Here is a 20,694-nt window from a genome sequence, read left to right as displayed (position 1 = left end):
AGCGATTGGCAGAATGACGCATCGGATGGCAGCCAGCCTGGCGAATTTCTGCTACCATCCCTGCACTATTCACCTTGCACAGTGGCAGCGACTATGAAATTCGTCTCTTTTAATATCAACGGCCTGCGCGCCCGCCCACACCAACTGGCCGCCATCGTCGAAAAACACCAGCCGGACGTGATTGGCCTGCAGGAAACCAAAGTTCACGACGACATGTTCCCTCTCGAAGAGGTCGCCAGACTCGGCTATAACGTCTTTTATCACGGCCAGAAAGGCCATTATGGCGTCGCGCTGCTGACCAAAGAGACGCCGATTGCCGTCCGCCGCGGTTTCCCTAACGATGGCGAAGAGGCTCAGCGCCGCATCATCATGGCGGAGATCCCGTCGCCCTTCGGTAACGTCACGGTGATTAACGGTTATTTCCCGCAGGGTGAAAGCCGCGATCATGAGACCAAATTCCCGGCCAAAGCGGCGTTCTATCAGAATCTGCAGAACTACCTGGAGAGCGAGCTCAACAAAGAGAATCCGGTACTGATCATGGGCGATATGAACATCAGCCCTACCGATCTCGACATCGGTATCGGTGAAGAGAACCGCAAACGCTGGCTGCGCACCGGCAAATGTTCCTTCCTGCCGGAAGAACGGGAATGGATGGATCGCCTGCTGGGCTGGGGCCTGGTAGATACCTGGCGTCAGGCTAACCCTGACAATCATGAGCACTTCTCGTGGTTTGATTACCGCTCCAAAGGCTTTGACGATAACCGTGGGCTGCGCATCGACCTGCTGCTGGCCAGTCAGCCTCTGGCCCAGCGCTGCGTGGAGACCGGGATCGATTATGAGATCCGCGGGATGGAAAAACCATCAGACCACGCGCCGGTGTGGGCCACCTTCCGGCCGTAAGTCACGTCCTTCTCTCGCCTCCCGCCGCGCGGGGGGCAGAATTTCCTGAGCAAAATCAACAAAGCGACGGTAAACCATTGTGACCGTCGTCGGAACAGGATACTGTCGCGCGCACTTTTTGACGTCCACCGCGTCCAGGCTGTACAGGAGACCCCTTCATGAAAAAGAAGCCATCATCCGGCCATTGGTAAAGGGCTGGTACTTCTCGCGCTGGCGGCCACGCTGGCCGTTATCAGCCACCGCGCTGGTCTCCACGATCTGCTGACTCACCTGCATCTGTTGCAGGAGACCCTCCGCCATCATGGCGCCTGGAGCTATCTGGTCTATGTTGCGCTATTTATCACTGCCACCCTGTGCCTGATCCCCGGCAGCCTGCTGGTGATCGCCGGCGGGGTGCTTTTCGGCCCGCTGACCGGCTCTCTGCTCTCGTTTGCCGCCGCCACCGTCGCCTCTTCGTTGTCGTTTTTGATCGCCCGCTGGCTGGGGCGCGATCTGCTGCAGCGCTATGTAGGCCATACCGCCGTCTTCCAGGCCATTGAGCGCGGTATCGCCCGCAGCGGCAGCGATTTCCTGATCCTCACCCGCCTGGTGCCACTCTTTCCCTACAACATTCAGAATTACGCCTACGGCCTGACGGCGATCCCCTTCTGGCCTTTTACTCTGATCTCCGCCGTGGCCACCCTGCCGGGCCTGGTCATCTATTCGGTGATGGCCAGCGAACTGGCCCGCGAAGGAGCGACCCTCGCTTTCGCGCTCAAGTTGAGCCTCGCCGGCGGGCTGCTGTTTGCCCTGGTGCAGATGGGCAAACGGTTTGCCCGCGCCCGCCGTGTGGCAACGCCCGGCGAGGAGGTGCGCCATGACCCGACCTGATCGCCGTCACCTGCGCCGCGCCAGGCTGGCCCTTGCCGTGGTGGCTGTCGCCGGGCTGACCGCCTGGCTGTGGTTCCCCGACGGGCGAGCCTTTCTGCAACACAGCCTGACGGCGTTAGCGTCGCTGGATCCCCAGTATGTCAAAGACTTTATCGCCGCCTGGGGGACGCAGGCGGCGCTGGTCTCTTTTGCGCTAATGATCCTCCAGGCGATCGTCGCCCCGCTGCCGGCCTTCCTGATCACCCTCGCGAACGCCGCGCTGTTCGGCGCCTTCTGGGGAGGCATGCTGTCGTGGTTCAGCGCCATGGTCGGGGCCGGGCTCTGCTTTTGCATCGCCAGAGCGCTGGGGCGCGAGATGGTGGAGAAGCTCACCGGCCGCACGGTGCTGCGCAGCGTCGACGGCTATTTCGCCCGCTATGGCGCGCAGACGATCCTGGTCTGCCGCCTGCTGCCGTTTGTCCCTTTTGATCCGGTCAGCTATGCCGCCGGACTGACCTCGCTGCGCTTCTGGCCCTTTATGCTGGCCACCGGCGTGGGCCAGCTGCCGGCGACCATCGTCTATTCCTGGGCCGGGAGCCTGCTGACCGGAGGCGCTTTCTGGCTGGCCACCGGCCTTTCGCTGCTTTTGGCCCTGGCGGTGGCCATCTCCATCGCCAAAAATATTTACCGTGAACGTCATAAGAGATCGTCGCCATGAGCTTACCCCCGCTGGATACTGTCCCCCTGATCCTTCGTCCGCAGGCCTGGCTGCACCGCCGGCATTACGGCCAGGTGCTGAGCCCCATTCGCTGGTGGGGACGGATCCCGTGGCTGTTTTACCTGGTTTCGCTGTTCGTGGGCTATATTGAACGCCGCCGCTCACCGTTGGATCCGGTGTTGCGCTCGCTGGTCAGCGCCCGCATCGCCCAGCTGTGCCACTGCGAATTCTGCATCGATATCACCAGCATGACCCTCGCGGCGCGGAGCGGGAGCCAGGACAATCTGCTGGCGGTCGCCGACTGGCGCAGCAGTAAGCTGTTCAGCGAAAAAGAGCGTCTGGCGCTGGCCTATGCCGAAGCCGCCACCCAGACGCCCCCGGCGGTGGATGATGCCCTGCGTAGCGCGATGGCCGCGCATTTTGACGCCCGGGTGCTCACCGAGCTGACCGCCCTGATTGGCCTGCAAAATTTATCGGCGCGGTTCAATGCCGCGATGGCGATCCCTGCCCAGGGGCTGTGCAAGATACCTGGTTCTTCCCCGCACCATAAGGAGTAACGATGCGCCGTTTGCGTGATTTCAGCCTCTGTCTGTGCCTGCTGCTGCTCTGGCCGCTGGTGGTTCAAGCCGACGACAGCTGGCGGCAGACCCAGACGGAAGCCCGCGGCCAGACCGTCTGGTTTAACGCCTGGGGTGGAGACCCGGCCGTCAACCGCTATCTGGCGTGGGTCAGCGAGGAGGTCAAACGCCACTACGCGATCGACCTGCGTATTGTCCCTATCGCCGATGCCGCCGACGCGGTGAAACGCATCCAGACTGAGGCGCAGGCCGGCCGTCGCCGCGGCGGGTCGGTGGATCTCCTGTGGATCAACGGCGAGAACTTTCACACCCTAAAACAGGCCAACCTGCTGCTCACCGGCTGGGCAGAATCGCTGCCCAACTGGCGCTATGTCGATCTGCAAAAACCGGTTCAGGAAGATTTTTCTGTCGCCACCGAGGGCGCGGAGTCGCCGTGGGGCAGCGCCCAGTTGACGTTTATCGCCCGCCGCGGGCAAACGCCGCAGCCACCCACCAGCCCGCAGGCGCTGCTGGCCTTCGCCAGAGCCCATCCCGGCAGCGTGACCTACCCGCGGCCGCCGGACTTTACGGGTACCGCCCTGCTGGAGCAGCTGCTGATCGCCCTCACCGACCAGCCTGCCGCCCTGCGCCAGCCGCCGGAGACGGCGACCTTCTCGGCGGTCACCGCCCCGCTGTGGCGCTATCTCGATGCGCTGCACCCGACGCTGTGGCGGGCGGGTAAGGATTTCCCGGCGTCGCCGGCGCGGATGGACGCCATGTTCAACCAGGGCACCCTCCGCCTGTCGCTGACGTTTAACCCGCTCCATGCCCGCCAGAAGGCCGTCAGCGGGGAGTTACCGGCGGACAGCTACAGCTTCGGCTTTACCGGAGGGACCCTCGGCAACGTCCATTTCGTTACCATCCCGGCCAACGCACGCGCCGTCGCCGCGGCCAAAGTGGTCGCCAATTTCCTGCTTTCCCCTGAGGCGCAATTGCGCAAGGCGGATGCCGCCGTCTGGGGCGATCCAAGCGTACTGGACCCGCAGCGTCTGCCTGACAAACAGCGTCAGGCGCTGGCGGCCACCCTGCCGCAGGATCTGCCGCCGGTGCTTGCCGAGCCACATGCGGCGTGGGTTGACGCGCTGGAGCAGGAATGGCTGCGCCGCTACGGTACCCACTGATCCTGCTGGCCTGGGGGACGATGGCGGCGATCTATCTGCCCTTATTCCCCGCCGCCGCAGGGCTGGTGTGGCCGGCGCTCTCCCCGGCCCACTGGCGGGCGCTGTTCGCCGATCCGCAGCTGGGCCAGGCGCTGGCCGCCACCCTTGTTTCCACGCTGCTGTCGGTCGGCGGTGCGCTACTGATCGCCCTGACCATCGTCGCCGCTCTCTGGCCTTCGGCCCGCTGGCGGCGGCTGGCTTCCCGCCTGCCTTTGCTGCTGGCGGTGCCCCATCTTGCCCTGGCGACGGCGGCGCTGCTGCTGTTCGCCGAAGGCGGCTGGATCTGGCAGCGGCTGCCGTTTTTGACGCCGCCGGTCGACCGGTACGGCATCGGGCTTGGCCTGACGATGGCCCTCAAAGAGAGCGCCTTTGTGCTGTGGGTGATCTACGGCCTGCTGGGGGAGGCGCGCCTCGCCGACCAGGCGACAGCGCTAAAGAGCCTCGGTTACGGCCGCTGGCAGTGCCTGCGCTGGCTGGTGCTGCCTGCGCTGCTGCCCGCCCTCGGCATGGTGCTGCTGGCCGCCGCGGCCTGGAGCCTGTCGACGGTAGACGTCGCCCTGGTGCTGGGGCCCGGCAATCCGCCCACCCTCGCCGTGCTGGCGTGGCAGTGGTTAAGCCAGGGCGATGACATGCAGCAGGCGAAAGGGGCGCTGGCCAACCTGCTGCTGCTGGCGATCCTCGGCGGGCTGGCGCTGGTCGCCTGGGGCGGATGGCGGCTACAGCGTCGGCGTCTGCCCGATCTGCGCGGCATTCGGCATCCCCATCCCCACGCCCTGCCCGGCCGCCTGCTGGCGAGTGCCCTGCCGCTGAGCGGCCTGCTGTGCGCGCTATTGCTGGCGTGGCTGGCGCGCTCGGCGCCGCCGCAGATGGATGCCCTGGGCAACAGCCTTGGCCTCGCGCTGATGGCTTGCGCCCTCGGCGCGGCCGTCTGCCTGCTGTGGCTGGCCTGCGGCCCGAAGCGGGGAGATGGCTGGGTCTGGCTGCCGCTGGTGCTGCCGGCCCTGCCGCTGGCCGATGGCCAGTACCGGCTGGCGCTGTACGCCTGGCTAGACGGCGAATGGTGGACCGTCCTGTGGGGCCATCTGCTGTGGGTGGTGCCGTGGATGCTATTTATTTTGCGCCCGGCCTGGCGCCAGCGCGATCCGCGGATGACGGTGATCGCCCGCACGCTCGGCTGGGGACCCACGCGTATTTTCTGGCTGTTGACTCTGCCCTCGCTGACCCGCCCGCTGCTGACCGCCCTGGCGGTGGGCTTCTCGGTGAGCATCGCGCAGTATCTGCCAACGCTATGGCTGGGGGCAGGCCGTATCCCGACGCTCACCAGCCAGGCGGTGGCGCTCAGCAGCGGCGGCGAGGCGCAGACGCTTGCCGCCCAGGCGCTGTGGCAATTACTGCTGCCGGCGGTATGCTTTATCCTGACGGCCCTGCTGGCCTGGCTGGCAGGCCGCTATCGACGAGGACTTCGCTAGTGCTAACCGTAAACCATCTGACCCTGAGCGTGAACCGTCAGCCGCTGCTGCGGGAGGTCGACTTTTCGGTGGCCCCGGGTGAAGTGCTGACGCTGATGGGCCCTTCCGGCAGCGGAAAATCGACGCTGTTTGCGTGGATGATTGGCGCCCTGGCCGGCGACTTCCGCGCCGAGGGCGAGCTGTGGCTCAACGGGCGGCGGTGCGATACGCTGCCCACGGAGCGCCGGCGCATCGGCATCCTGTTTCAGGACCCGTTGCTGTTCGACCATTTCAGCGTCGGGCAAAATTTACAGCTGGCGCTACCGGAAAGCGTGCGCGGCGAGGCGCGAAAAGCCGCGGTGGAGCAGGCGCTCAGTCGCGCCGGGCTGCATGGCTTCGCCGCGCGCGACCCGGCCACGCTCTCCGGCGGACAGCGGGCGCGGGTGAGTCTGCTGCGCGCCCTGCTGGCGCGCCCCGAGGCGCTGCTGCTGGATGAACCCTTCAGCCGCCTGGATGCCGCCCTGCGCGCCGCGTTCCGCCGCTGGGTATTTGAGGAACTGGCCCGCCAGGCCATTCCGGCGATCCTGGTGACCCACGATCGCGAGGACTGTCCGCCGACGGGGCGCTGCCTGACGATGGAGCGCTGGCAATGAAGAGCAATAGCGTGCAAACCTGCGTTACCGCAAAGAAATCAACGCCTGGCAAGCGGAGAATACGCCCTCCACTTTTTACCGTCGGGCATTTCGATGAAACGTGTTTCTCAATTGACCGCACTCGCCCTGTTCATGGGGCTTGCTGCTTCCACCACCTTCGCCGCTGAAACCATGCCAGCGCTCACTCTTTCCCACCTGCAACAGCAGCACGGCGTGGCCATCGACACCCGCCTGAGCGCTTATTACAACGGCTGGCCGCAGCGCGCCAACGGCCCGGAAGGGCATGAGCCGCAGGCGCTGAATCTTTCCGCCCGCTGGCTCGGCGCCATGAGCGACGAGCAGCTCCGCGGCTGGGCTAAGCAGCACCAGCTCCAGGCCGATACCCCCCTCGCGCTGTACGGCAGTCCTGAGGATAACGCCAGCGTCGCGGCGCGACTGAAACAAGCGGGCTTCACCCGGCTCAACACCCTGAGCGACGCCCTGAGCCAGGGAGACCGTCTGCAAAAGCTGCCGCACTTTGAACAGCTGGTTTATCCGCAATGGCTGCACGACCTGCAGCAAGGGAAAAGCGTGGCCGCCGCCCCGGCCGGTGACTGGAAAGTAGTTGAGGCCGCCTGGGGGGCGCCGAAGCTCTATCTGCTGAGCCATATCCCGGGTGCGGGCTATATCGATACCAATGAGGTGGAGAGCGAACCGCTGTGGAATAAAGTGTCCGATGCGCAGCTGAAGGCGATGCTGGCGAAGCACGGCATCCGCCATGACACCACGGTGATCCTCTACGGTCGCGACGTTTACGCCGCGGCGCGTGTGGCGCAGATCATGCTGTACGCCGGCGTCAAAGACGTGCGCCTGCTGGACGGCGGCTGGCAGACCTGGTCCGACGCCGGTCTGCCGGTGGAGCGCGGCATGCCGCCGACGCCGCAGCCGGCGCCAGATTTTGGCGCGCCGATCCCCGGCCAGCCGCAGCTGATGCTGGATACCGAGCAGGCCCGCGGCCTGCTCCACCGTCAGGACGCCTCGCTGGTCAGCGTCCGCTCGTGGCCGGAGTTTATCGGCACAACCAGCGGCTACAGCTATATCAAACCGAAGGGCGACATCGCCGGCGCCCGCTGGGGCCATGCCGGAAGCGACTCCACGCACATGGAAGACTTCCATAACCCGGACGGCACCATGCGCAGCGCCGACGATATCGCTGCCCTGTGGCGCCAGTGGAACATCCTGCCGAACCAGCAGGTGGCGTTCTATTGCGGGACCGGCTGGCGGGCCTCGGAAACCTTCATGTATGCCCGGGCCATGGGCTGGCCGCACGTCGCTGTCTATGACGGCGGCTGGTACGAATGGAGCAGCAACCCGCACAATCCGGTCGCCCGCGGCGAGCGCGGCCCGGAAAGCAGTCAGTAACACACCCCACCAGCGCGCGTCCCCAGCCGGCGACGCGCGCTTTCCCGCTCACGCCACCCGCTTTAATGTCTGGTAGCCGCTGGCGATACGCGTCGCCGTCGTCAGCCAGCATAGCGCGCCAAACAGCCACGCCAGCCAGGCAAAATGTGCCGGAAACAGGCAGCTGAGGACAAACAGCAGGATGGTTTCCGTCCCCTCCGTCAGCCCCCCGAGGTAGTGCAGCGATTTATGGGCATAGCCGGGATTGGCGATCTGGTGCTTTGCCGCCAGCGCGGCAAAGGCGAGAAAGCTGCTGCCGGTGCCGATAAAGGCAAACAGCAGCCAGCCGCCCGCCAGAGCGTTATTCTGCGGATCCGCCAGGATAAAACCGAACGGCACCAGGGCATAGAAGAGAAAATCCAGTGAGATATCGAGAAAACCGCCGGCGTCGCTCAGCCCGCGCCGCCGCGCCAGGGCGCCGTCCAGGCCGTCCAGCAGGCGGTTGAGAAGAATGGCCGCCAGCGCCGCGCCATACCACCCTAATGCCAGAAATGGCAGAGCCAGCACGCCGATGGCAAACCCGAGCAGCGTCAGCCTGTCTGGTGAAATACCCGGGCGGTCAAGCGCGCCGGCGACAGCGTTAAGCAGGGGTTTGAGGCGAGGATGCAGGTGGCTATCAAGCACGAGGGTCTCCAGCAGAGTTGGCGGTTGTCAGTGAAGGTCTATGGCGGTGATAATAGGCCAGTTTGGCCTTATTAACGTTGATGCTTATGCTAAAAATGATTGAAGTTGTCGCCGCCATTATTGAACAGGATGGCAAAATTCTGCTGGCGCAGCGCCCGCCCCACGCCGACCAGCCGGGAATGTGGGAGTTCGCCGGCGGCAAAGTGGAGCCAGGTGAAAGCCAACCGCAGGCGCTGACCCGGGAACTGCAGGAGGAAATGGGCATCATCGCCCACCCGGCATGCTATATCGCCAGCCATCAGCGGGAAGTCTCCGGTCGTCAGATCCATCTGCACGCCTGGTGGGTGCCGGATTTTCAGGGCGTGCCGCTGGCCCACTATCACAGCCAGCTGCGCTGGTGCCTTCCTGCCGACGCCTTAACCCTCGATCTCGCCCCGGCCGATATCCCCCTCCTGCACGCCTTTATCGCTCAGCGCCCGTCCCTTTCCCTCCGCTGATCCGCTCGCCGCCTCGTCATCGTTTTTAGTTATGACGGGCGGGCAATTATAAATTTTGCTGACGGCTTAATTTTTCCTTGCTTGCCTAAGGATTAGCGGTGTTATAGTCGGAAAATCGGTTTTTTCAAGGACCGAATCATAATAAATACATGCAACCACAACCATAAGGGGAACTTATATCTATGGATCAGACGTGCACTCTGGAAGGCTTTCTCACCCGCGTTCAACAGCGCGATCCTCATCAAACCGAATTTGCTCAAGCCGTCCGGGAGGTCATGACCACCCTGTGGCCTTTCCTTGAGGAAAATCCGCGCTATCGTCAGCTTGCTTTGCTGGAACGTCTGGTGGAACCGGAGCGCGTGATCCAGTTCCGCGTGGTGTGGGTGGACGACCGCAATCAGGTCCAGGTCAACCGCGCGTGGCGCGTGCAGTTCAACTCGGCCATCGGCCCGTATAAGGGCGGAATGCGCTTCCACCCGTCGGTAAACCTGTCGATTCTCAAATTCCTTGGCTTCGAGCAGACCTTCAAAAACGCCCTGACCACGCTGCCGATGGGTGGCGGGAAAGGCGGCAGCGATTTCGATCCTAAAGGCAAGAGCGATGGCGAAGTGATGCGCTTCTGCCAGGCGCTGATGACCGAGCTTTATCGCCATCTGGGCCCGGATACCGACGTACCGGCGGGCGATATCGGCGTCGGCGGCCGCGAGGTCGGCTTTATGGCCGGAATGATGCGTAAGCTCTCCAACAACAGCGCCTGCGTCTTCACCGGTAAAGGCCTCTCATTCGGCGGCAGCTTGATCCGTCCGGAAGCCACCGGTTACGGCCTGATCTACTTCACCGAAGCGATGCTCAAACGTCACGGCCTCGGCTTCGAAGGCGCTCGCGTGGCGGTTTCCGGCTCCGGCAACGTCGCGCAATACGCCATTGAGAAAGCGATGGAGCTTGGCGCGCGGGTGGTCACCGCCTCCGACTCCAACGGCACCGTCGTTGACGAAGCGGGCTTCACCAAAGAAAAACTGGCCCGCCTGATCGACATCAAAGAGCGTGCCCACGGCCGGGTGGCCGACTACGCCCGCGAATTTGGCCTCACCTATCTCGAAGGCCAGCAGCCGTGGTCAGTGCCGGTGGATATCGCTCTGCCTTGCGCCACCCAGAACGAACTGGATGCCGACGCCGCTCGCCAGCTGATTGCCAACGGTGTGAAGGCCGTGGCGGAAGGCGCCAACATGCCAACCACCATCGCCGCGACCGATCTGTTCCTTGAAGCTGGCGTGCTGTTTGCCCCGGGCAAAGCGGCCAACGCCGGCGGCGTGGCGACGTCCGGTCTGGAGATGGCGCAGAACGCCGCGCGCATGGGCTGGAAAGCGGAAAAAGTGGATGCCCGTCTGCATCACATCATGCTGGATATCCACCATGCCTGCGTGCAGTACGGCGGTGAAGCGAAGCAGACCAACTACGTGCGCGGCGCCAATATCGCTGGTTTCGTCAAGGTGGCGGACGCCATGCTGGCCCAGGGCGTGATTTAACCTCCCCTTACACCATCCCGGCGGCTGCCCGCCGGGATGTCTCTCACGATGTCATCGTGATCACCACTTTCCCCAGATGCTGACCACTGTCCAGACAGGCATGCGCCTCGGCAATTTCCGCCATCGGGTAGCTGGCGTAGATCATCGGCTTGCATTTCCCAGCCTCAAGCAGCGGCCAGACGTGGCGCCGCAGCGCCTCGGCAATCTCCTGTTTCTCCGCCGCCGTCCGGCCGCGCATGGTGGAGCCGGTGACGGTGGCCCGCTTGAGCATCAGGGTCTGAATGTCGACCTCATGGGCCATTCGCCCGCCCATAAAGCCGATGATGACCAGCCGCCCGTCCTTTTTCAGCAGCCCCAGGTTGCGGTTAAAGTAAGGGCCGCCCACGATATCCAGAATGACATCCACCCCTTCATCGTTGGTCAGCTGATGAATTTTCTCAGCGAAATCTTCGGTTTTGTAGTTGATCGCCGTGGCGTAGGGCCGCAGCGCGGCAATTTTTTCGTCCTGGCCGACGGTGGCATAGACGGTCATCCCCAGCGCGTGACACAACAGGATCGCGGTGGTGCCAATCCCGCTGGCGCCGCCGTGGATCAGAATGCTCTCGCCGGGCTGCAGCTTACCGAGCTGGAAAACGTTAGCCCACACCGTGAAGAAGGTTTCCGGAATGGCGGCCGCTTCGCTAAAGCTGAGGCCCGCCGGGATCGGCAGCGTCTGGCCTGCCGGGACGGCGCAGTATTCGGCATACCCGCCGCCGTTGGTCAGCGCGCAGACGCGATCCCCGGGGGCAAAGGCCGCGACCTGCGCACCAACCTTCACGACCACGCCCGCCACCTCGAGGCCGGGCACGGGGGTAACCCCCTCAGGCATGGGATACAGACCCTGGCGCTGCAAAATATCCGGCCGGTTGACGCCCGCCGCTTTCACCTCGATGAGCACCTCATGCTCCCCGATAGTGGGGATCTCACCTTCGCGGATCTGTAAAACCTCCGGGCCACCCGGTTGGCTGATAGCGATATATTTCACGGGTCCTCCTTATCGCCTGTGAGAGAATTAAGCAAGGCATCGGGAAGGGCAATGGGCGCCCCCGTTCTGCGGGGCGATCGTCCCCCCCTTCCCGGCTGTTTAGTGTAGACCATTGACCAGTCTGGCGGAGAAACGGCGGCCGTGGGGAATGACCTCCTCACGGCCGCCGGGCGGGTTATTGCGGCGGCGGCGCGGCATCCTCTGCCGCTTTTTTGCCTTTCGCTTTGCCTTTGCCTTTACTGAACGATTTTTTCGCCCCGCCCGGCGCCACCAGACCGCGGAACTGGCGCACCGGCGTGCTGCGCGCCTGCTCGATTAGCTGATACAGCGTGCCCACCAGCGGCTGCATAAAGTCCTGATAGCGGCACTGTTTCTCGCTGATTTGCGTCAATACCGACTCCCAGTGGGCGGTCATGTCCGGTCGACCGGCCATCTCCGGCAGGGAATGAATCAGCGCCCTTCCGGCCTCCGAGGAGTGGATATAGCGCCCCTTTTTAGTCAGGAAACCGCGCTTAAACAGCAGCTCGATAATCCCGGCGCGGGTTGCTTCGGTGCCGAGGCCGTCGGTGGCGCGGAGGATCTTCTTCAGATCTTTATCCTGCACGAAGCGGGCAATCCCGGTCATCGCCGACAGCAGCGTGGCGTCGGTAAAGTGGCGCGGCGGCTGCGTCTGGCGCTCCACCACTTCGCCCCTCTCGCACAGCAGTTCATCGCCTTTGGCCACCACCGGCAGCGGCGTGCCGTCGTTCTCTTCATCGCGCTCTTTGCTGCCAAGCAGCGTCCGCCAGCCCGCCTCGGCCAGAAAACGCGCTTTGGCGACAAACTTACCGTTGGCGATCTCGAGGTCAATCTGGCATTTACGGAACACCGCGTCCGGGCAGAACTGCATCAGATACTGGCGGGCGATCAGGGTATAGACCTTCGCTTCGTTATCGGTGAGTTTGACCTGGCTGCTGCGGGCGGTCGGGATAATCGCATGGTGCGCGTCGACCTTTTTATCATCCCAGCAGCGGTTGCGGATCTCCGGATCCACCACCGGCTGCGGCAGCAGATCCGCCGCATGGACGGCAATCGCATTCAGCACCGCATGGCGGCCGGCGAAATGTTCTTCCGGCAGGTAGCGGCTGTCCGAACGCGGATAGGTGATGAGCTTGTGGGTTTCATACAGCTTCTGGCAGATATCCAGCACGTTTTGCGCGCTGAAGCCGAAACGTTTGGCCGCCTCAATCTGCAGCGCCGACAGCGAAAACGGCAGCGGCGCGGGTTCGGAATCGCGCTTATCGTTATAGCCGGTCACCAGCGCCGGCTGGCCTTCAATACGCTTAACCACGTGCTCGGCCAGCGGACGATGCAGCAGGCGCCCTTCTTCATCCTGGTAAGGTTCGCAGGCTTCACTCGGCACCCAGGTCGCGACAAAGCGCTCCTCCTGCGGCGTGACGATATGCGCTTTGACATCGAAGAAGTCTTTGGCGACGAAGTTTTCAATCTCTTCATCGCGGCGCACCACCAGGCCGAGCACCGGGGTCTGCACCCGCCCCACGGAGAGCACCCCCTGATAGCCGGCGTTGCGCCCCAGCAGGGTATAGGCCCGGGTCATATTGATGCCGTACAACCAGTCGGCGCGCGCCCGCGCCAGCGCCGACACGCAAAGCGGCACAAACTCGCTGTTAGCGCGCAGGCGGTTGATCGCCCGCTCAACCGCCTGCGGGTTGAGATCGTTTATCAGACAGCGCTGCACCTGCTGACGCTTCTCCGGCGCCAGCTGCAGGTAGTCGAGCACCTCATCCACCAGCAGCTGCCCCTCACGGTCGGGGTCGCCAGCGTGGATAACCTCCTCGGCCTCGCCGAGCAGGCGCTTGATGACATTCAGCTGTTTGGTGACCGAAGGTTTTGGCTGCAGCTGCCATTTCTCCGGCACAATTGGCAGATCGGTGAGATTCCAGCGGGCATAGCGGCTGTCATAGACGTCCGGCTGCGCCTGCTCCAGCAGGTGACCGATACACCAGGTGACCACCTGCCCGTTGCCGCACTCAATAAAGCCATCGCCTTTGCGATGCGGTTTAGGCAACACATCGGCGATAGCCCGACCGAGACTCGGTTTTTCTGCAATAAACAACCGCATCGAATCAACGGATCTCGATCATGGGTCGTCCGCCGCGGGCGGTCACCAGCTCGCCGATGGCGGCCAGCTTAATACCGAACTCCGCCGCGGCAGCCTGCACTTCCGCCTCCGCCTCCGGGGTCACCGCCAGCAGCAGACCGCCGGAGGTCTGCGGGTCGCAGAGCAGATCGCGCCACTCCGTCGGCATCTCGCCCATCAGATGGCCGTAGCTGGCAAAGTTGCGCCCGGTGCCGCCCGGCACCGCGCCGGCGGCGATATACTCCTCCACCCCCGGCAGTTTAGGGATATCGGCATAGCGCAGTTGCGCCTGCACGCCGGCTCCGCGGCACACTTCGCTGAGGTGGCCGAGCAGGCCAAAGCCGGTGACGTCGGTCATCGCCTTCACCCCGTCGATAGCGGCAAACGCGGCGCCAGCGAGGTTCATCTGGCACATGGTCTCCGTCGCCAGCCCCTGATGCTCCGGCTTGAGCAGCGATTTTTTCTCTGCGGTGGTCAGCACGCCGATCCCCAGCGGTTTGGTGAGATACAGTTTGCAGCCCGCCTGCGCGGTGCTGTTTTTCTTGATGCGCTCGGTGGGCACCACGCCGGTGACCGCCAGACCGAAGATCGGTTCCGGGGCGTCAATGGAGTGGCCGCCCGCCAGCGCGATCCCGGCCTGCTGGCAGGCAAAGCGCCCGCCCTCCACCACCTCGCGGGCGATTTCCGGCGCCAGGGTGTTGATCGGCCAGCCGAGAATGGCAATCGCCATAATCGGTTTCCCGCCCATGGCGAAAATATCGCTGATGGCGTTGGTGGCGGCAATGCGGCCAAAGTCGAACGGATTATCGACAATCGGCATAAAAAAGTCGGTGGTGCTGACGATTGACGTGCCATTACCGAGATCGTAAACGGCGGCATCATCGCTGGTTTCGTTGCCGACAAGCAGGTTCGGGTCGACGAACTTCGCCTGCTCGCTATGCAGGATGGTTTCCAGCACTTTCGGGGAAATTTTACAACCACAACCGGCTCCGTGGCTGTATTGCGTTAAACGAATGGCTTGCTCGCTCATGGACATCTCCTGTCATTGCAATCCCGCTATGTTAGCGCCCAAACGCCAGGGTGGTAAGTACGACAGTCTGAAATCGCGTATGGTTGCTCATTAAGCAGACAAAAAGCCGTTTTTGCGAGACGCGGCAATTTTTTCCCGACCATTTTCACTTTTACTTAAAGATGACAGAAATGTGACAACACAGGACTGTCTTCTCTGGAATGATTATGACGTAAGGAAATTCTAATGAAAAAGCGTGTTCTTGCCCTTTGCCTGGCCAGTTTTTTCTCCGTTAACGCCTTCGCACTGGTTCCCCCCGGTAACGATGTCACCACCAAGCCCGATCTCTACTATCTGACCAATGCCCAGGCCATCGATAGCCTGGCGCTGTTGCCGCCGCCGCCGGCGGTGGGCAGTATCGCGTTCTTAAACGATCAGGCGATGTATGAGCAGGGGCGCCTGCTGCGCAACACCGAGCGCGGGAAGCTGGCGGCAGAGGATGCCAACCTCAGCGCGGGCGGCGTGGCTAACGCCTTCTCCAGCGCCTTTGGTTCGCCGATCACCGAAAAAGACGCGCCGCAGCTCCATAAGCTGCTGACCAATATGATTGAAGACGCCGGCGATCTGGCGACCCGCGGCGCGAAAGAGAAGTATATGCGCATTCGGCCGTTTGCCTTCTACGGCGTCTCCACCTGCAACACCACCGAGCAGGACAAGCTGGCGAAAAACGGCTCTTACCCATCCGGGCATACCTCCATCGGCTGGGCCACCGCCCTGGTGCTGGCGGAGATCAACCCGCAGCGGCAGAACGAAATTTTGAAGCGCGGCTATGAGCTTGGCGAGAGCCGGGTGATCTGCGGCTATCACTGGCAGAGCGATGTCGATGCGGCGCGCATCGTCGGCTCCGCGGTGGTCGCCACGCTGCACACCAACCCGGCCTTCCAGCAGCAGTTGCAGAAAGCCAAAGACGAATTCGCCAAAACGCAGAAGTAACGTCATCGCCGTTGAACTCCCGGATACGGCGCCTGGCGCGCCTTGTCCGGGCGACAAAAACCGCGATTGATTCGAATGGTAGGGTTTGAAGGCCGGGTCAGGCGCCAGCCGCCGCCCGGCATAGATGCGGCTCCGAGCTTGCTGCCGTCGCCCGGCGGCGCTGCGCTTGCGCGGCCAGCCGGATGGTTCCCTCTCCCTCCGGGAGAGGGCCAGGGTGAGGGGAAGCACTGCAGTGTGGTTGTTTATGTTATCGGTGGCTTCAGCGTAGTTTGCGCTCCCGGTTAATCGTCTGCGTTATGTCACTCATGGCGCCGGGAGCGCACAGGGGGCGGCCAGTCGCCGCCGCCCCCTGTACCCCCGGGCTCCGGCCAGCAAAATCGCCGCTACGCGGTGCCTTCGACTTATCCCTGCAGGCTTCGGGTCGGGCCGAGGCAGCGTCCATGCAAAACACGGCCCTCAGCCCGCATCCATGCGGGCTGCCCCGGCCTGCCGGGAACGTCTCAGCGATTTTGAGGCCGCCAGCACCGGCAGTTTCAGCAAGAAAAGTGAATAAATTAACGACAGGTCGTACGAACGTAGGCCGGATAAGGCGCAAGCCTCAGCCCGGCATAACACCCGCTGACTCAGAATCGCGTCACAAACGGCGCGGTATCCGGCAGGGCAATGGTGGTTGAGGCTTTCAGCTGCGGCGTGCCCAGATAGAGGAAACCGACGATTTTATCCTGCTCGCGGCACTCGAAACCGGCGCGCACCACCGGGCTCTCGGTCAATGCTCCGCTGCGCCAGATGCCGTTGAATCCCTGAGCCAGGGCCGCCATTTGCATCGCCATCACCGCGCAGCCAGCGGACATCTCCTGCTCCCAGCGCGGCACCTTCGGGTGGTCTTCACAACGCGCCACGACGGTAATGATCAGCGGCGCACGGAACGGCGCATTGCGGGCTTTCTCTATGCCCTTCTCATCCTGGCCGGCCTCCCTGGCCCCCTTTTCCAGCAGCTGACTGAAGCGTTCGCGGCCGTCATCGGCGATAATGAAAAAGCGCCACGGCTGCAGGGTGCCATGATCCGGGGCGCGCAGCCCGGCACGCAGAATGTTTTCCAGCTGTTCGCCGGCCGGGGCCGGTTCCGCCAGGCGGGAAGCGCTGCGGCGATTAAGCAGTAGGTCGAGAGCATCCATCTGTATAACTCCTGTGATGTCATTTTGCATAAAATTAACATGCACAAGGATTTTGTTACAGCGCGGTCGGTGATTCCTGCTGACAACCGACGGCTCACTCTTTAGGATAGCCAGACGCGGCGGCCCCTGCGGCCTGCCCATTTTTAGATAACGTTAGGGAGAAGACATGCGAACCCTTTGGCGACTGATTGCCAGCTTTTTTAAATGGACGTGGCGGATACTCAACTTTATTCGCAAACTGGCCCTCAATGCGATCTTCCTGGTGCTGGTGCTGGTGTGTATCGGCATCTGGAGCCAGTTTAGCAGCACCACCAGCGAACATACCGCCCGCGGCGCGCTGCTCCTGGATATTACCGGCGTGGTGGTGGATAAACCTTCCGCCAGCAGCAAACTCGGCGTGATAGGCCGCCAGCTGTTTGGCGCCAGCTCGGACCGTTTGCAGGAGAATTCTCTGTTCGATATCGTGCAGACCATCCGTCAGGCGAAGGATGATCGTAATATCACCGGTATTGTGCTGGATCTGAAAAACTTCGTCGGCGGCGATCAGCCGTCCATGCAGTACATCGGTAAAGCGCTGCGCGAATTCCGCGACAGCGGCAAACCGGTCTATGCCGTCGGCAGCAGCTACAGCCAGGGCCAGTACTACCTGGCGAGCTTTGCCAACAAAATCTGGCTCTCGCCGCAGGGCGAGGTAGACCTCCACGGCTTCGCCACCAACGGGCTGTATTACAAGTCGCTGCTGGATAAGCTGAAAGTCTCCACCCATGTCTTCCGCGTCGGCACCTATAAATCCGCCGTCGAGCCTTTCATTCGCGATGACATGTCCCCTGCCGCACGCGAAGCGGACAGCCGCTGGATTGGCGAACTGTGGCAGAACTACCTCAACACCATTGCCGCCAACCGGCAGATCACCGCCCAGCAGCTCTTCCCGGGCGCCCAGGGCATTATCGATGGCCTGCGTAAAGTGGGCGGCGATACGGCGAAATATGCGCTGGACAATAAGCTGGTGGATGAGCTGGCGACCTCCACGGAAGTGGAAAAGGCGCTGACCAAACAGTTTGGCTGGAGCAAAGCGGATAACAATTATCGGGCGATTAGCTATTACGACTACAACGTGAAGACGCCGTCTGACCAGGGTTCCGCTATCGCGGTGATCTTCGCCAACGGCGCCATCATGGACGGCGAGGAGACCCCGGGCAACGTCGGCGGCGACACCACCGCAGCGCAAATTCGCGATGCGCGCCTCGACCCGAAAATTAAGGCCATCGTTCTTCGCGTGAACAGCCCTGGCGGCAGCGTGACCGCCTCGGAAATCATTCGTGAAGAGCTGGCGGCAGCCAAAGCCGCGGGTAAACCGGTGGTCGTTTCAATGGGCGGCATGGCGGCGTCCGGCGGCTACTGGATCTCCACCCCCGCGGATTACATCGTGGCGAACCCAAGCACCCTCACCGGCTCCATTGGCATCTTTGGGGTGATCAACACCGTGGAAAATACCCTCGGGTCGATTGGCGTCCACACCGACGGCGTCGCCACGTCGCCGCTGGCGGATATCTCCAGCACCAAAGCGCTGCCGCCGGAAGTGCAGCAGCTGATGCAGTTGAGCATTGAGAACGGCTATCAGCGCTTTATCACCCTGGTGGCTAACGCCCGTAAGAGCACGCCGGAGAAAATCGACCAGATAGCCCAGGGCCACGTCTGGACCGGGGAAGATGCCAAAGCCAACGGTCTTGTCGACAGCCTCGGCGATTTCGACGACGCGGTGGCCAAGGCCGCCGAGCTGGCGAAGCTGAAAACCTGGCACCTTAACTACTATCAGGAAGAGCCAACCTTCTTCTCGATGGTGCTGGACAGCCTGACCGGCTCGGTACGCGCCTCGCTGCCGGCCGCCATTCAGGCCTGGCTGCCTGCGCCGGTGGCCGCGGCGGCCGAGACGGTGAAAGCGGAAAGCGACAAGCTGGCGGCGTTCAACGACCCACAGAACCGCTATGCCTTCTGCCTGACCTGCGCCAACATTCGTTAATACGCAGCGGCTGCCCCGTCTCGCGGGGCAGCCTTTTTTCCGCACCTGCCAGCGCCGCCACAAAGCGAGCGGCCAACACTGTATTTTTTCCTCCGTCTCTTTATACTGCGCCTGTCTACGACCAACCTAAGCGATGCTATGCAAAAAAAATCGATTTACGTTGCCTACACCGGTGGGACCATCGGTATGCAGCGCTCCGAACACGGCTATGTACCCGTTTCCGGCCATCTGCAGCGTCAGCTGGCGCTGATGCCGGAGTTCCATCGTCCGGAGATGCCGGACTTCACGATCCATGAATACCATCCGCTGATGGATTCATCCGATATGACCCCCGAGGACTGGCAGCACATCGCCGACGATATCCGCAGCCATTACGCGGAGTATGATGGCTTTGTGATCCTCCACGGTACCGACACCATGGCGTTTACCGCCTCAGCGCTGTCGTTCATGCTGGAAAATCTCGGCAAACCGGTGATTGTGACAGGGTCACAAATTCCGCTGGCCGAGCTGCGTTCCGACGGCCAGATCAACCTGCTCAATGCCCTGTACGTCGCCGCCAACTATCCGATTAACGAAGTGGCGCTGTTCTTCAACAATCGACTGTTCCGCGGCAACCGTACCACTAAAGCCCATGCCGACGGCTTTGACGCCTTCGCCTCGCCCAACCTCGCGCCGCTGCTGGAGGCCGGGATCCATATTCGCCGTCTCGGTACCCCGCCGGCGCCGCAGGGCCGTGGGGAGCTGATTGTGCACCCCATCACCCCGCAGCCGATTGGCGTGGTGACGATTTACCCCGGCATCTCCGCCGACGTGGTGCGTAATTTCCTGCGCCAGCCGGTGAAAGCGCTGATCCTCCGCTCCTACGGCGTCGGCAATGCCCCGCAGAATGGCGAGTTTATTCAGGTGCTGGCGGAAGCCAGCCAGCGCGGCATTGTGGTGGTCAATCTGACGCAGTGTATGTCCGGCAAAGTGAACATGGGCGGCTATGCCACCGGCAATGCCCTCGCCCAGGCGGGTGTCATCAGTGGTTTCGATATGACGGTGGAAGCGACGCTGACCAAGCTACACTATCTGCTGAGCCAGCAGCTGGACGTTGACGCCATTCGCGCGGCGATGCAGCAGAATCTGCGTGGCGAACTGACCCCTGACGAAGCTTAAGGAGGACGTATGGCACATCGAGCGCTGTTACTGGTTGATTTGCAGAACGACTTCTGCGCCGGCGGCGCGCTGGCGGTTCCCGAAGGCGACAGCACCGTCGAGGTGGCCAACGCGCTTATCGACTGGAGCCTGGCGCGCGGCGAGCCCATCGTCGCCAGTCAGGACTGGCATCCGGCGGATCACGGCAGCTTCGCCAGCCAGCACCAGGTGGAGCCCTACACCGTGGGCGACCTGGACGGCCTGGCGCAAACTTTCTGGCCGGATCACTGCGTTCAGCACAGCGAAGGCGCGGCGCTGCATCCCCTGCTCAAGCAGCAGGCGATCGCCGCCGTGTTCCACAAAGGGCAAAACCGGGTCATCGACAGCTACAGCGCTTTTTTTGACAACGGTCACCGGCAGAAAACCGAACTGGACGGCTGGCTGCGTGGTCAGGGGATCGTGGAGCTGACCGTTCTCGGCCTCGCCACCGATTACTGCGTCAAGTTCACCGTGCTGGATGCTCTGGCGCTCGGCTACGCGGTCAACGTCATCACCGACGGCTGCCGCGGGGTGAACCTTCAGCCGCAGGACAGCAGCCAGGCGTTTATGGAGATGGCCGCCGCGGGCGCCACGCTCTATACCCTTGATGACTGGCGGGAAACCCACGCCTGATCCTTCACCCGGCGCTTCCGCGCCGGGTCTTCTTCTGCCGCTTCGTTATCGTCCATAAATTGAACTCTCTCGCAGTTTCAACAAGTTATTGC

20 protein-coding genes are annotated in these 20,694 nt (G+C 62.8%); 14 read left to right on the top strand and 6 right to left on the bottom strand.

All coding sequences use genetic code 11. The annotated features are described in order from the left end of the window. Nucleotides 1-93 precede the first annotated feature (93 nt). Nucleotides 94-900 carry an exodeoxyribonuclease III gene (gene xthA, locus ABLU50_RS03650; RefSeq protein ID WP_004203811.1) on the top strand — a complete coding sequence of 269 codons (807 nt, stop codon included), beginning with the start codon at nucleotides 94-96 and terminating at the stop codon, nucleotides 898-900. Between the two features lie 156 nt (nucleotides 901-1,056). On the opposite strand, the gene ABLU50_RS03645 is transcribed toward xthA, so the two are convergent. Then, complete coding sequence (locus ABLU50_RS03645) at nucleotides 1,057-1,200, bottom strand: hypothetical protein (RefSeq protein WP_022065130.1); 144 nt, start codon at nucleotides 1,198-1,200, stop codon at nucleotides 1,057-1,059. On the opposite strand from ABLU50_RS03645, the gene ABLU50_RS03640 reads away from it, so the two are divergent. The 7 genes from ABLU50_RS03640 to ABLU50_RS03610 all read left to right on the top strand — a co-directional run bounded on the left by ABLU50_RS03640 (nucleotide 1,132) and on the right by ABLU50_RS03610 (nucleotide 7,746). Next, nucleotides 1,132-1,770: a TVP38/TMEM64 family protein gene (locus ABLU50_RS03640; RefSeq protein ID WP_227502982.1), complete on the top strand. Its 639-nt coding sequence runs from the start codon at nucleotides 1,132-1,134 to the stop codon at nucleotides 1,768-1,770. The genes ABLU50_RS03645 and ABLU50_RS03640 overlap by 69 nt on opposite strands. Further along, nucleotides 1,757-2,467, top strand: coding sequence for a TVP38/TMEM64 family protein (locus tag ABLU50_RS03635; protein ID WP_087832794.1), 711 nt, complete (start codon nucleotides 1,757-1,759; stop codon nucleotides 2,465-2,467). The genes ABLU50_RS03640 and ABLU50_RS03635 overlap by 14 nt, the downstream gene beginning before the upstream one ends. Next, entirely contained in the window at nucleotides 2,464-3,024 is a 561-nt protein-coding gene (locus tag ABLU50_RS03630; protein ID WP_087832793.1) for a carboxymuconolactone decarboxylase family protein, read from the top strand. Before ABLU50_RS03635 ends, ABLU50_RS03630 begins: the two co-directional genes overlap by 4 nt. Before the next feature lie 2 nt (nucleotides 3,025-3,026). Next, the gene (locus ABLU50_RS03625) at nucleotides 3,027-4,205 is read left to right on the top strand and encodes an ABC transporter substrate-binding protein (RefSeq protein WP_087832792.1); all 1,179 of its coding nucleotides are present in this window, start codon (nucleotides 3,027-3,029) and stop codon (nucleotides 4,203-4,205) included. Further along, nucleotides 4,178-5,713 carry an ABC transporter permease subunit gene (locus tag ABLU50_RS03620; RefSeq protein WP_087832791.1) on the top strand — a complete coding sequence of 512 codons (1,536 nt, stop codon included), beginning with the start codon at nucleotides 4,178-4,180 and terminating at the stop codon, nucleotides 5,711-5,713. Before ABLU50_RS03625 ends, ABLU50_RS03620 begins: the two co-directional genes overlap by 28 nt. Next, nucleotides 5,713-6,345 carry an ATP-binding cassette domain-containing protein gene (locus ABLU50_RS03615; RefSeq protein ID WP_004203804.1) on the top strand — a complete coding sequence of 211 codons (633 nt, stop codon included), beginning with the start codon at nucleotides 5,713-5,715 and terminating at the stop codon, nucleotides 6,343-6,345. The genes ABLU50_RS03620 and ABLU50_RS03615 overlap by 1 nt, the downstream gene beginning before the upstream one ends. A gap of 93 nt (nucleotides 6,346-6,438) precedes the next feature. Beyond that, nucleotides 6,439-7,746, top strand: a complete 1,308-nt coding sequence (locus ABLU50_RS03610) for a sulfurtransferase (protein WP_004203802.1) — start codon at nucleotides 6,439-6,441, stop codon at nucleotides 7,744-7,746. Nucleotides 7,747-7,794: 48 nt separating this feature from the next. Here the strand turns inward: ABLU50_RS03610 and ABLU50_RS03605 are convergent, their stop codons facing one another. Continuing rightward, complete coding sequence (locus tag ABLU50_RS03605; RefSeq protein WP_004203800.1) at nucleotides 7,795-8,409, bottom strand: CDP-alcohol phosphatidyltransferase family protein; 615 nt, start codon at nucleotides 8,407-8,409, stop codon at nucleotides 7,795-7,797. A gap of 86 nt (nucleotides 8,410-8,495) precedes the next feature. On the opposite strand from ABLU50_RS03605, the gene ABLU50_RS03600 reads away from it, so the two are divergent. Then, nucleotides 8,496-8,906: a pyrimidine (deoxy)nucleoside triphosphate diphosphatase gene (locus ABLU50_RS03600; RefSeq protein WP_057216769.1), complete on the top strand. Its 411-nt coding sequence runs from the start codon at nucleotides 8,496-8,498 to the stop codon at nucleotides 8,904-8,906. 182 nt (nucleotides 8,907-9,088) lie between these two features. Further along, nucleotides 9,089-10,432 carry an NADP-specific glutamate dehydrogenase gene (gene gdhA, locus ABLU50_RS03595; protein WP_004203797.1) on the top strand — a complete coding sequence of 448 codons (1,344 nt, stop codon included), beginning with the start codon at nucleotides 9,089-9,091 and terminating at the stop codon, nucleotides 10,430-10,432. Nucleotides 10,433-10,475: 43 nt separating this feature from the next. Here gdhA and ABLU50_RS03590 read toward each other — a convergent pair whose 3' ends face one another. The 3 genes from ABLU50_RS03590 to selD all read right to left on the bottom strand — a co-directional run bounded on the left by ABLU50_RS03590 (nucleotide 10,476) and on the right by selD (nucleotide 14,626). Beyond that, nucleotides 10,476-11,456, bottom strand: a complete 981-nt coding sequence (locus tag ABLU50_RS03590; RefSeq protein WP_023318004.1) for an NAD(P)H-quinone oxidoreductase — start codon at nucleotides 11,454-11,456, stop codon at nucleotides 10,476-10,478. 175 nt (nucleotides 11,457-11,631) lie between these two features. Then, nucleotides 11,632-13,578 carry a DNA topoisomerase III gene (locus ABLU50_RS03585; protein WP_023318003.1) on the bottom strand — a complete coding sequence of 649 codons (1,947 nt, stop codon included), beginning with the start codon at nucleotides 13,576-13,578 and terminating at the stop codon, nucleotides 11,632-11,634. 4 nt (nucleotides 13,579-13,582) lie between these two features. After that, nucleotides 13,583-14,626 carry a selenide, water dikinase SelD gene (gene selD / locus ABLU50_RS03580; protein ID WP_023318002.1) on the bottom strand — a complete coding sequence of 348 codons (1,044 nt, stop codon included), beginning with the start codon at nucleotides 14,624-14,626 and terminating at the stop codon, nucleotides 13,583-13,585. Between the two features lie 225 nt (nucleotides 14,627-14,851). On the opposite strand from selD, the gene phoC reads away from it, so the two are divergent. Further along, nucleotides 14,852-15,598: an acid phosphatase PhoC gene (gene phoC / locus ABLU50_RS03575; protein WP_004203793.1), complete on the top strand. Its 747-nt coding sequence runs from the start codon at nucleotides 14,852-14,854 to the stop codon at nucleotides 15,596-15,598. Nucleotides 15,599-16,221: 623 nt separating this feature from the next. Here phoC and ABLU50_RS03570 read toward each other — a convergent pair. Continuing rightward, nucleotides 16,222-16,773: an NAD(P)H nitroreductase gene (locus ABLU50_RS03570; RefSeq protein WP_004176531.1), complete on the bottom strand. Its 552-nt coding sequence runs from the start codon at nucleotides 16,771-16,773 to the stop codon at nucleotides 16,222-16,224. Nucleotides 16,774-16,939: 166 nt separating this feature from the next. Between ABLU50_RS03570 and sppA the strand changes: the two genes are divergently transcribed. The 3 genes from sppA (at nucleotide 16,940) to pncA (ending at nucleotide 20,602) form a co-directional block, all read left to right on the top strand. Then, nucleotides 16,940-18,793, top strand: coding sequence for a signal peptide peptidase SppA (gene sppA / locus ABLU50_RS03565; protein ID WP_049117586.1), 1,854 nt, complete (start codon nucleotides 16,940-16,942; stop codon nucleotides 18,791-18,793). Between the two features lie 138 nt (nucleotides 18,794-18,931). After that, nucleotides 18,932-19,951, top strand: coding sequence for an asparaginase (gene ansA / locus ABLU50_RS03560; protein ID WP_004203791.1), 1,020 nt, complete (start codon nucleotides 18,932-18,934; stop codon nucleotides 19,949-19,951). Nucleotides 19,952-19,960: 9 nt separating this feature from the next. Continuing rightward, the gene (pncA, locus tag ABLU50_RS03555) at nucleotides 19,961-20,602 is read left to right on the top strand and encodes a bifunctional nicotinamidase/pyrazinamidase (RefSeq protein ID WP_004203790.1); all 642 of its coding nucleotides are present in this window, start codon (nucleotides 19,961-19,963) and stop codon (nucleotides 20,600-20,602) included. The last annotated feature ends 92 nt before the right edge of the window (nucleotides 20,603-20,694 follow it).

The organism is Klebsiella sp. GG_Kp173 (genome assembly GCF_040062415.1).
Classification (GTDB): Bacteria; Pseudomonadota; Gammaproteobacteria; order Enterobacterales; family Enterobacteriaceae; genus Klebsiella; species Klebsiella quasipneumoniae.
Note: the sequence above shows the minus strand (reverse complement) of the source record. Positions and strands in the feature narration are given on the sequence as shown.

Coding starts and splice junctions, on each gene's coding strand:
- sppA (WP_049117586.1), top strand. CDS start 16,940: ATGCGAACCCTTTGGCGACTGATTGCCAGCTTTTTTAAATGGACGTGG.
- xthA (WP_004203811.1), top strand. CDS start 94: ATGAAATTCGTCTCTTTTAATATCAACGGCCTGCGCGCCCGCCCACAC.
- ABLU50_RS03625 (WP_087832792.1), top strand. CDS start 3,027: ATGCGCCGTTTGCGTGATTTCAGCCTCTGTCTGTGCCTGCTGCTGCTC.
- ABLU50_RS03635 (WP_087832794.1), top strand. CDS start 1,757: ATGACCCGACCTGATCGCCGTCACCTGCGCCGCGCCAGGCTGGCCCTT.
- ABLU50_RS03620 (WP_087832791.1), top strand. CDS start 4,178: ATGGCTGCGCCGCTACGGTACCCACTGATCCTGCTGGCCTGGGGGACG.
- selD (WP_023318002.1), bottom strand. CDS start 14,626: ATGAGCGAGCAAGCCATTCGTTTAACGCAATACAGCCACGGAGCCGGT.
- ABLU50_RS03630 (WP_087832793.1), top strand. CDS start 2,464: ATGAGCTTACCCCCGCTGGATACTGTCCCCCTGATCCTTCGTCCGCAG.
- pncA (WP_004203790.1), top strand. CDS start 19,961: ATGGCACATCGAGCGCTGTTACTGGTTGATTTGCAGAACGACTTCTGC.
- ansA (WP_004203791.1), top strand. CDS start 18,932: ATGCAAAAAAAATCGATTTACGTTGCCTACACCGGTGGGACCATCGGT.
- ABLU50_RS03600 (WP_057216769.1), top strand. CDS start 8,496: ATGCTAAAAATGATTGAAGTTGTCGCCGCCATTATTGAACAGGATGGC.
- ABLU50_RS03610 (WP_004203802.1), top strand. CDS start 6,439: ATGAAACGTGTTTCTCAATTGACCGCACTCGCCCTGTTCATGGGGCTT.
- ABLU50_RS03585 (WP_023318003.1), bottom strand. CDS start 13,578: ATGCGGTTGTTTATTGCAGAAAAACCGAGTCTCGGTCGGGCTATCGCC.
- gdhA (WP_004203797.1), top strand. CDS start 9,089: ATGGATCAGACGTGCACTCTGGAAGGCTTTCTCACCCGCGTTCAACAG.
- phoC (WP_004203793.1), top strand. CDS start 14,852: ATGAAAAAGCGTGTTCTTGCCCTTTGCCTGGCCAGTTTTTTCTCCGTT.
- ABLU50_RS03645 (WP_022065130.1), bottom strand. CDS start 1,200: ATGGCGGAGGGTCTCCTGCAACAGATGCAGGTGAGTCAGCAGATCGTG.
- ABLU50_RS03570 (WP_004176531.1), bottom strand. CDS start 16,773: ATGGATGCTCTCGACCTACTGCTTAATCGCCGCAGCGCTTCCCGCCTG.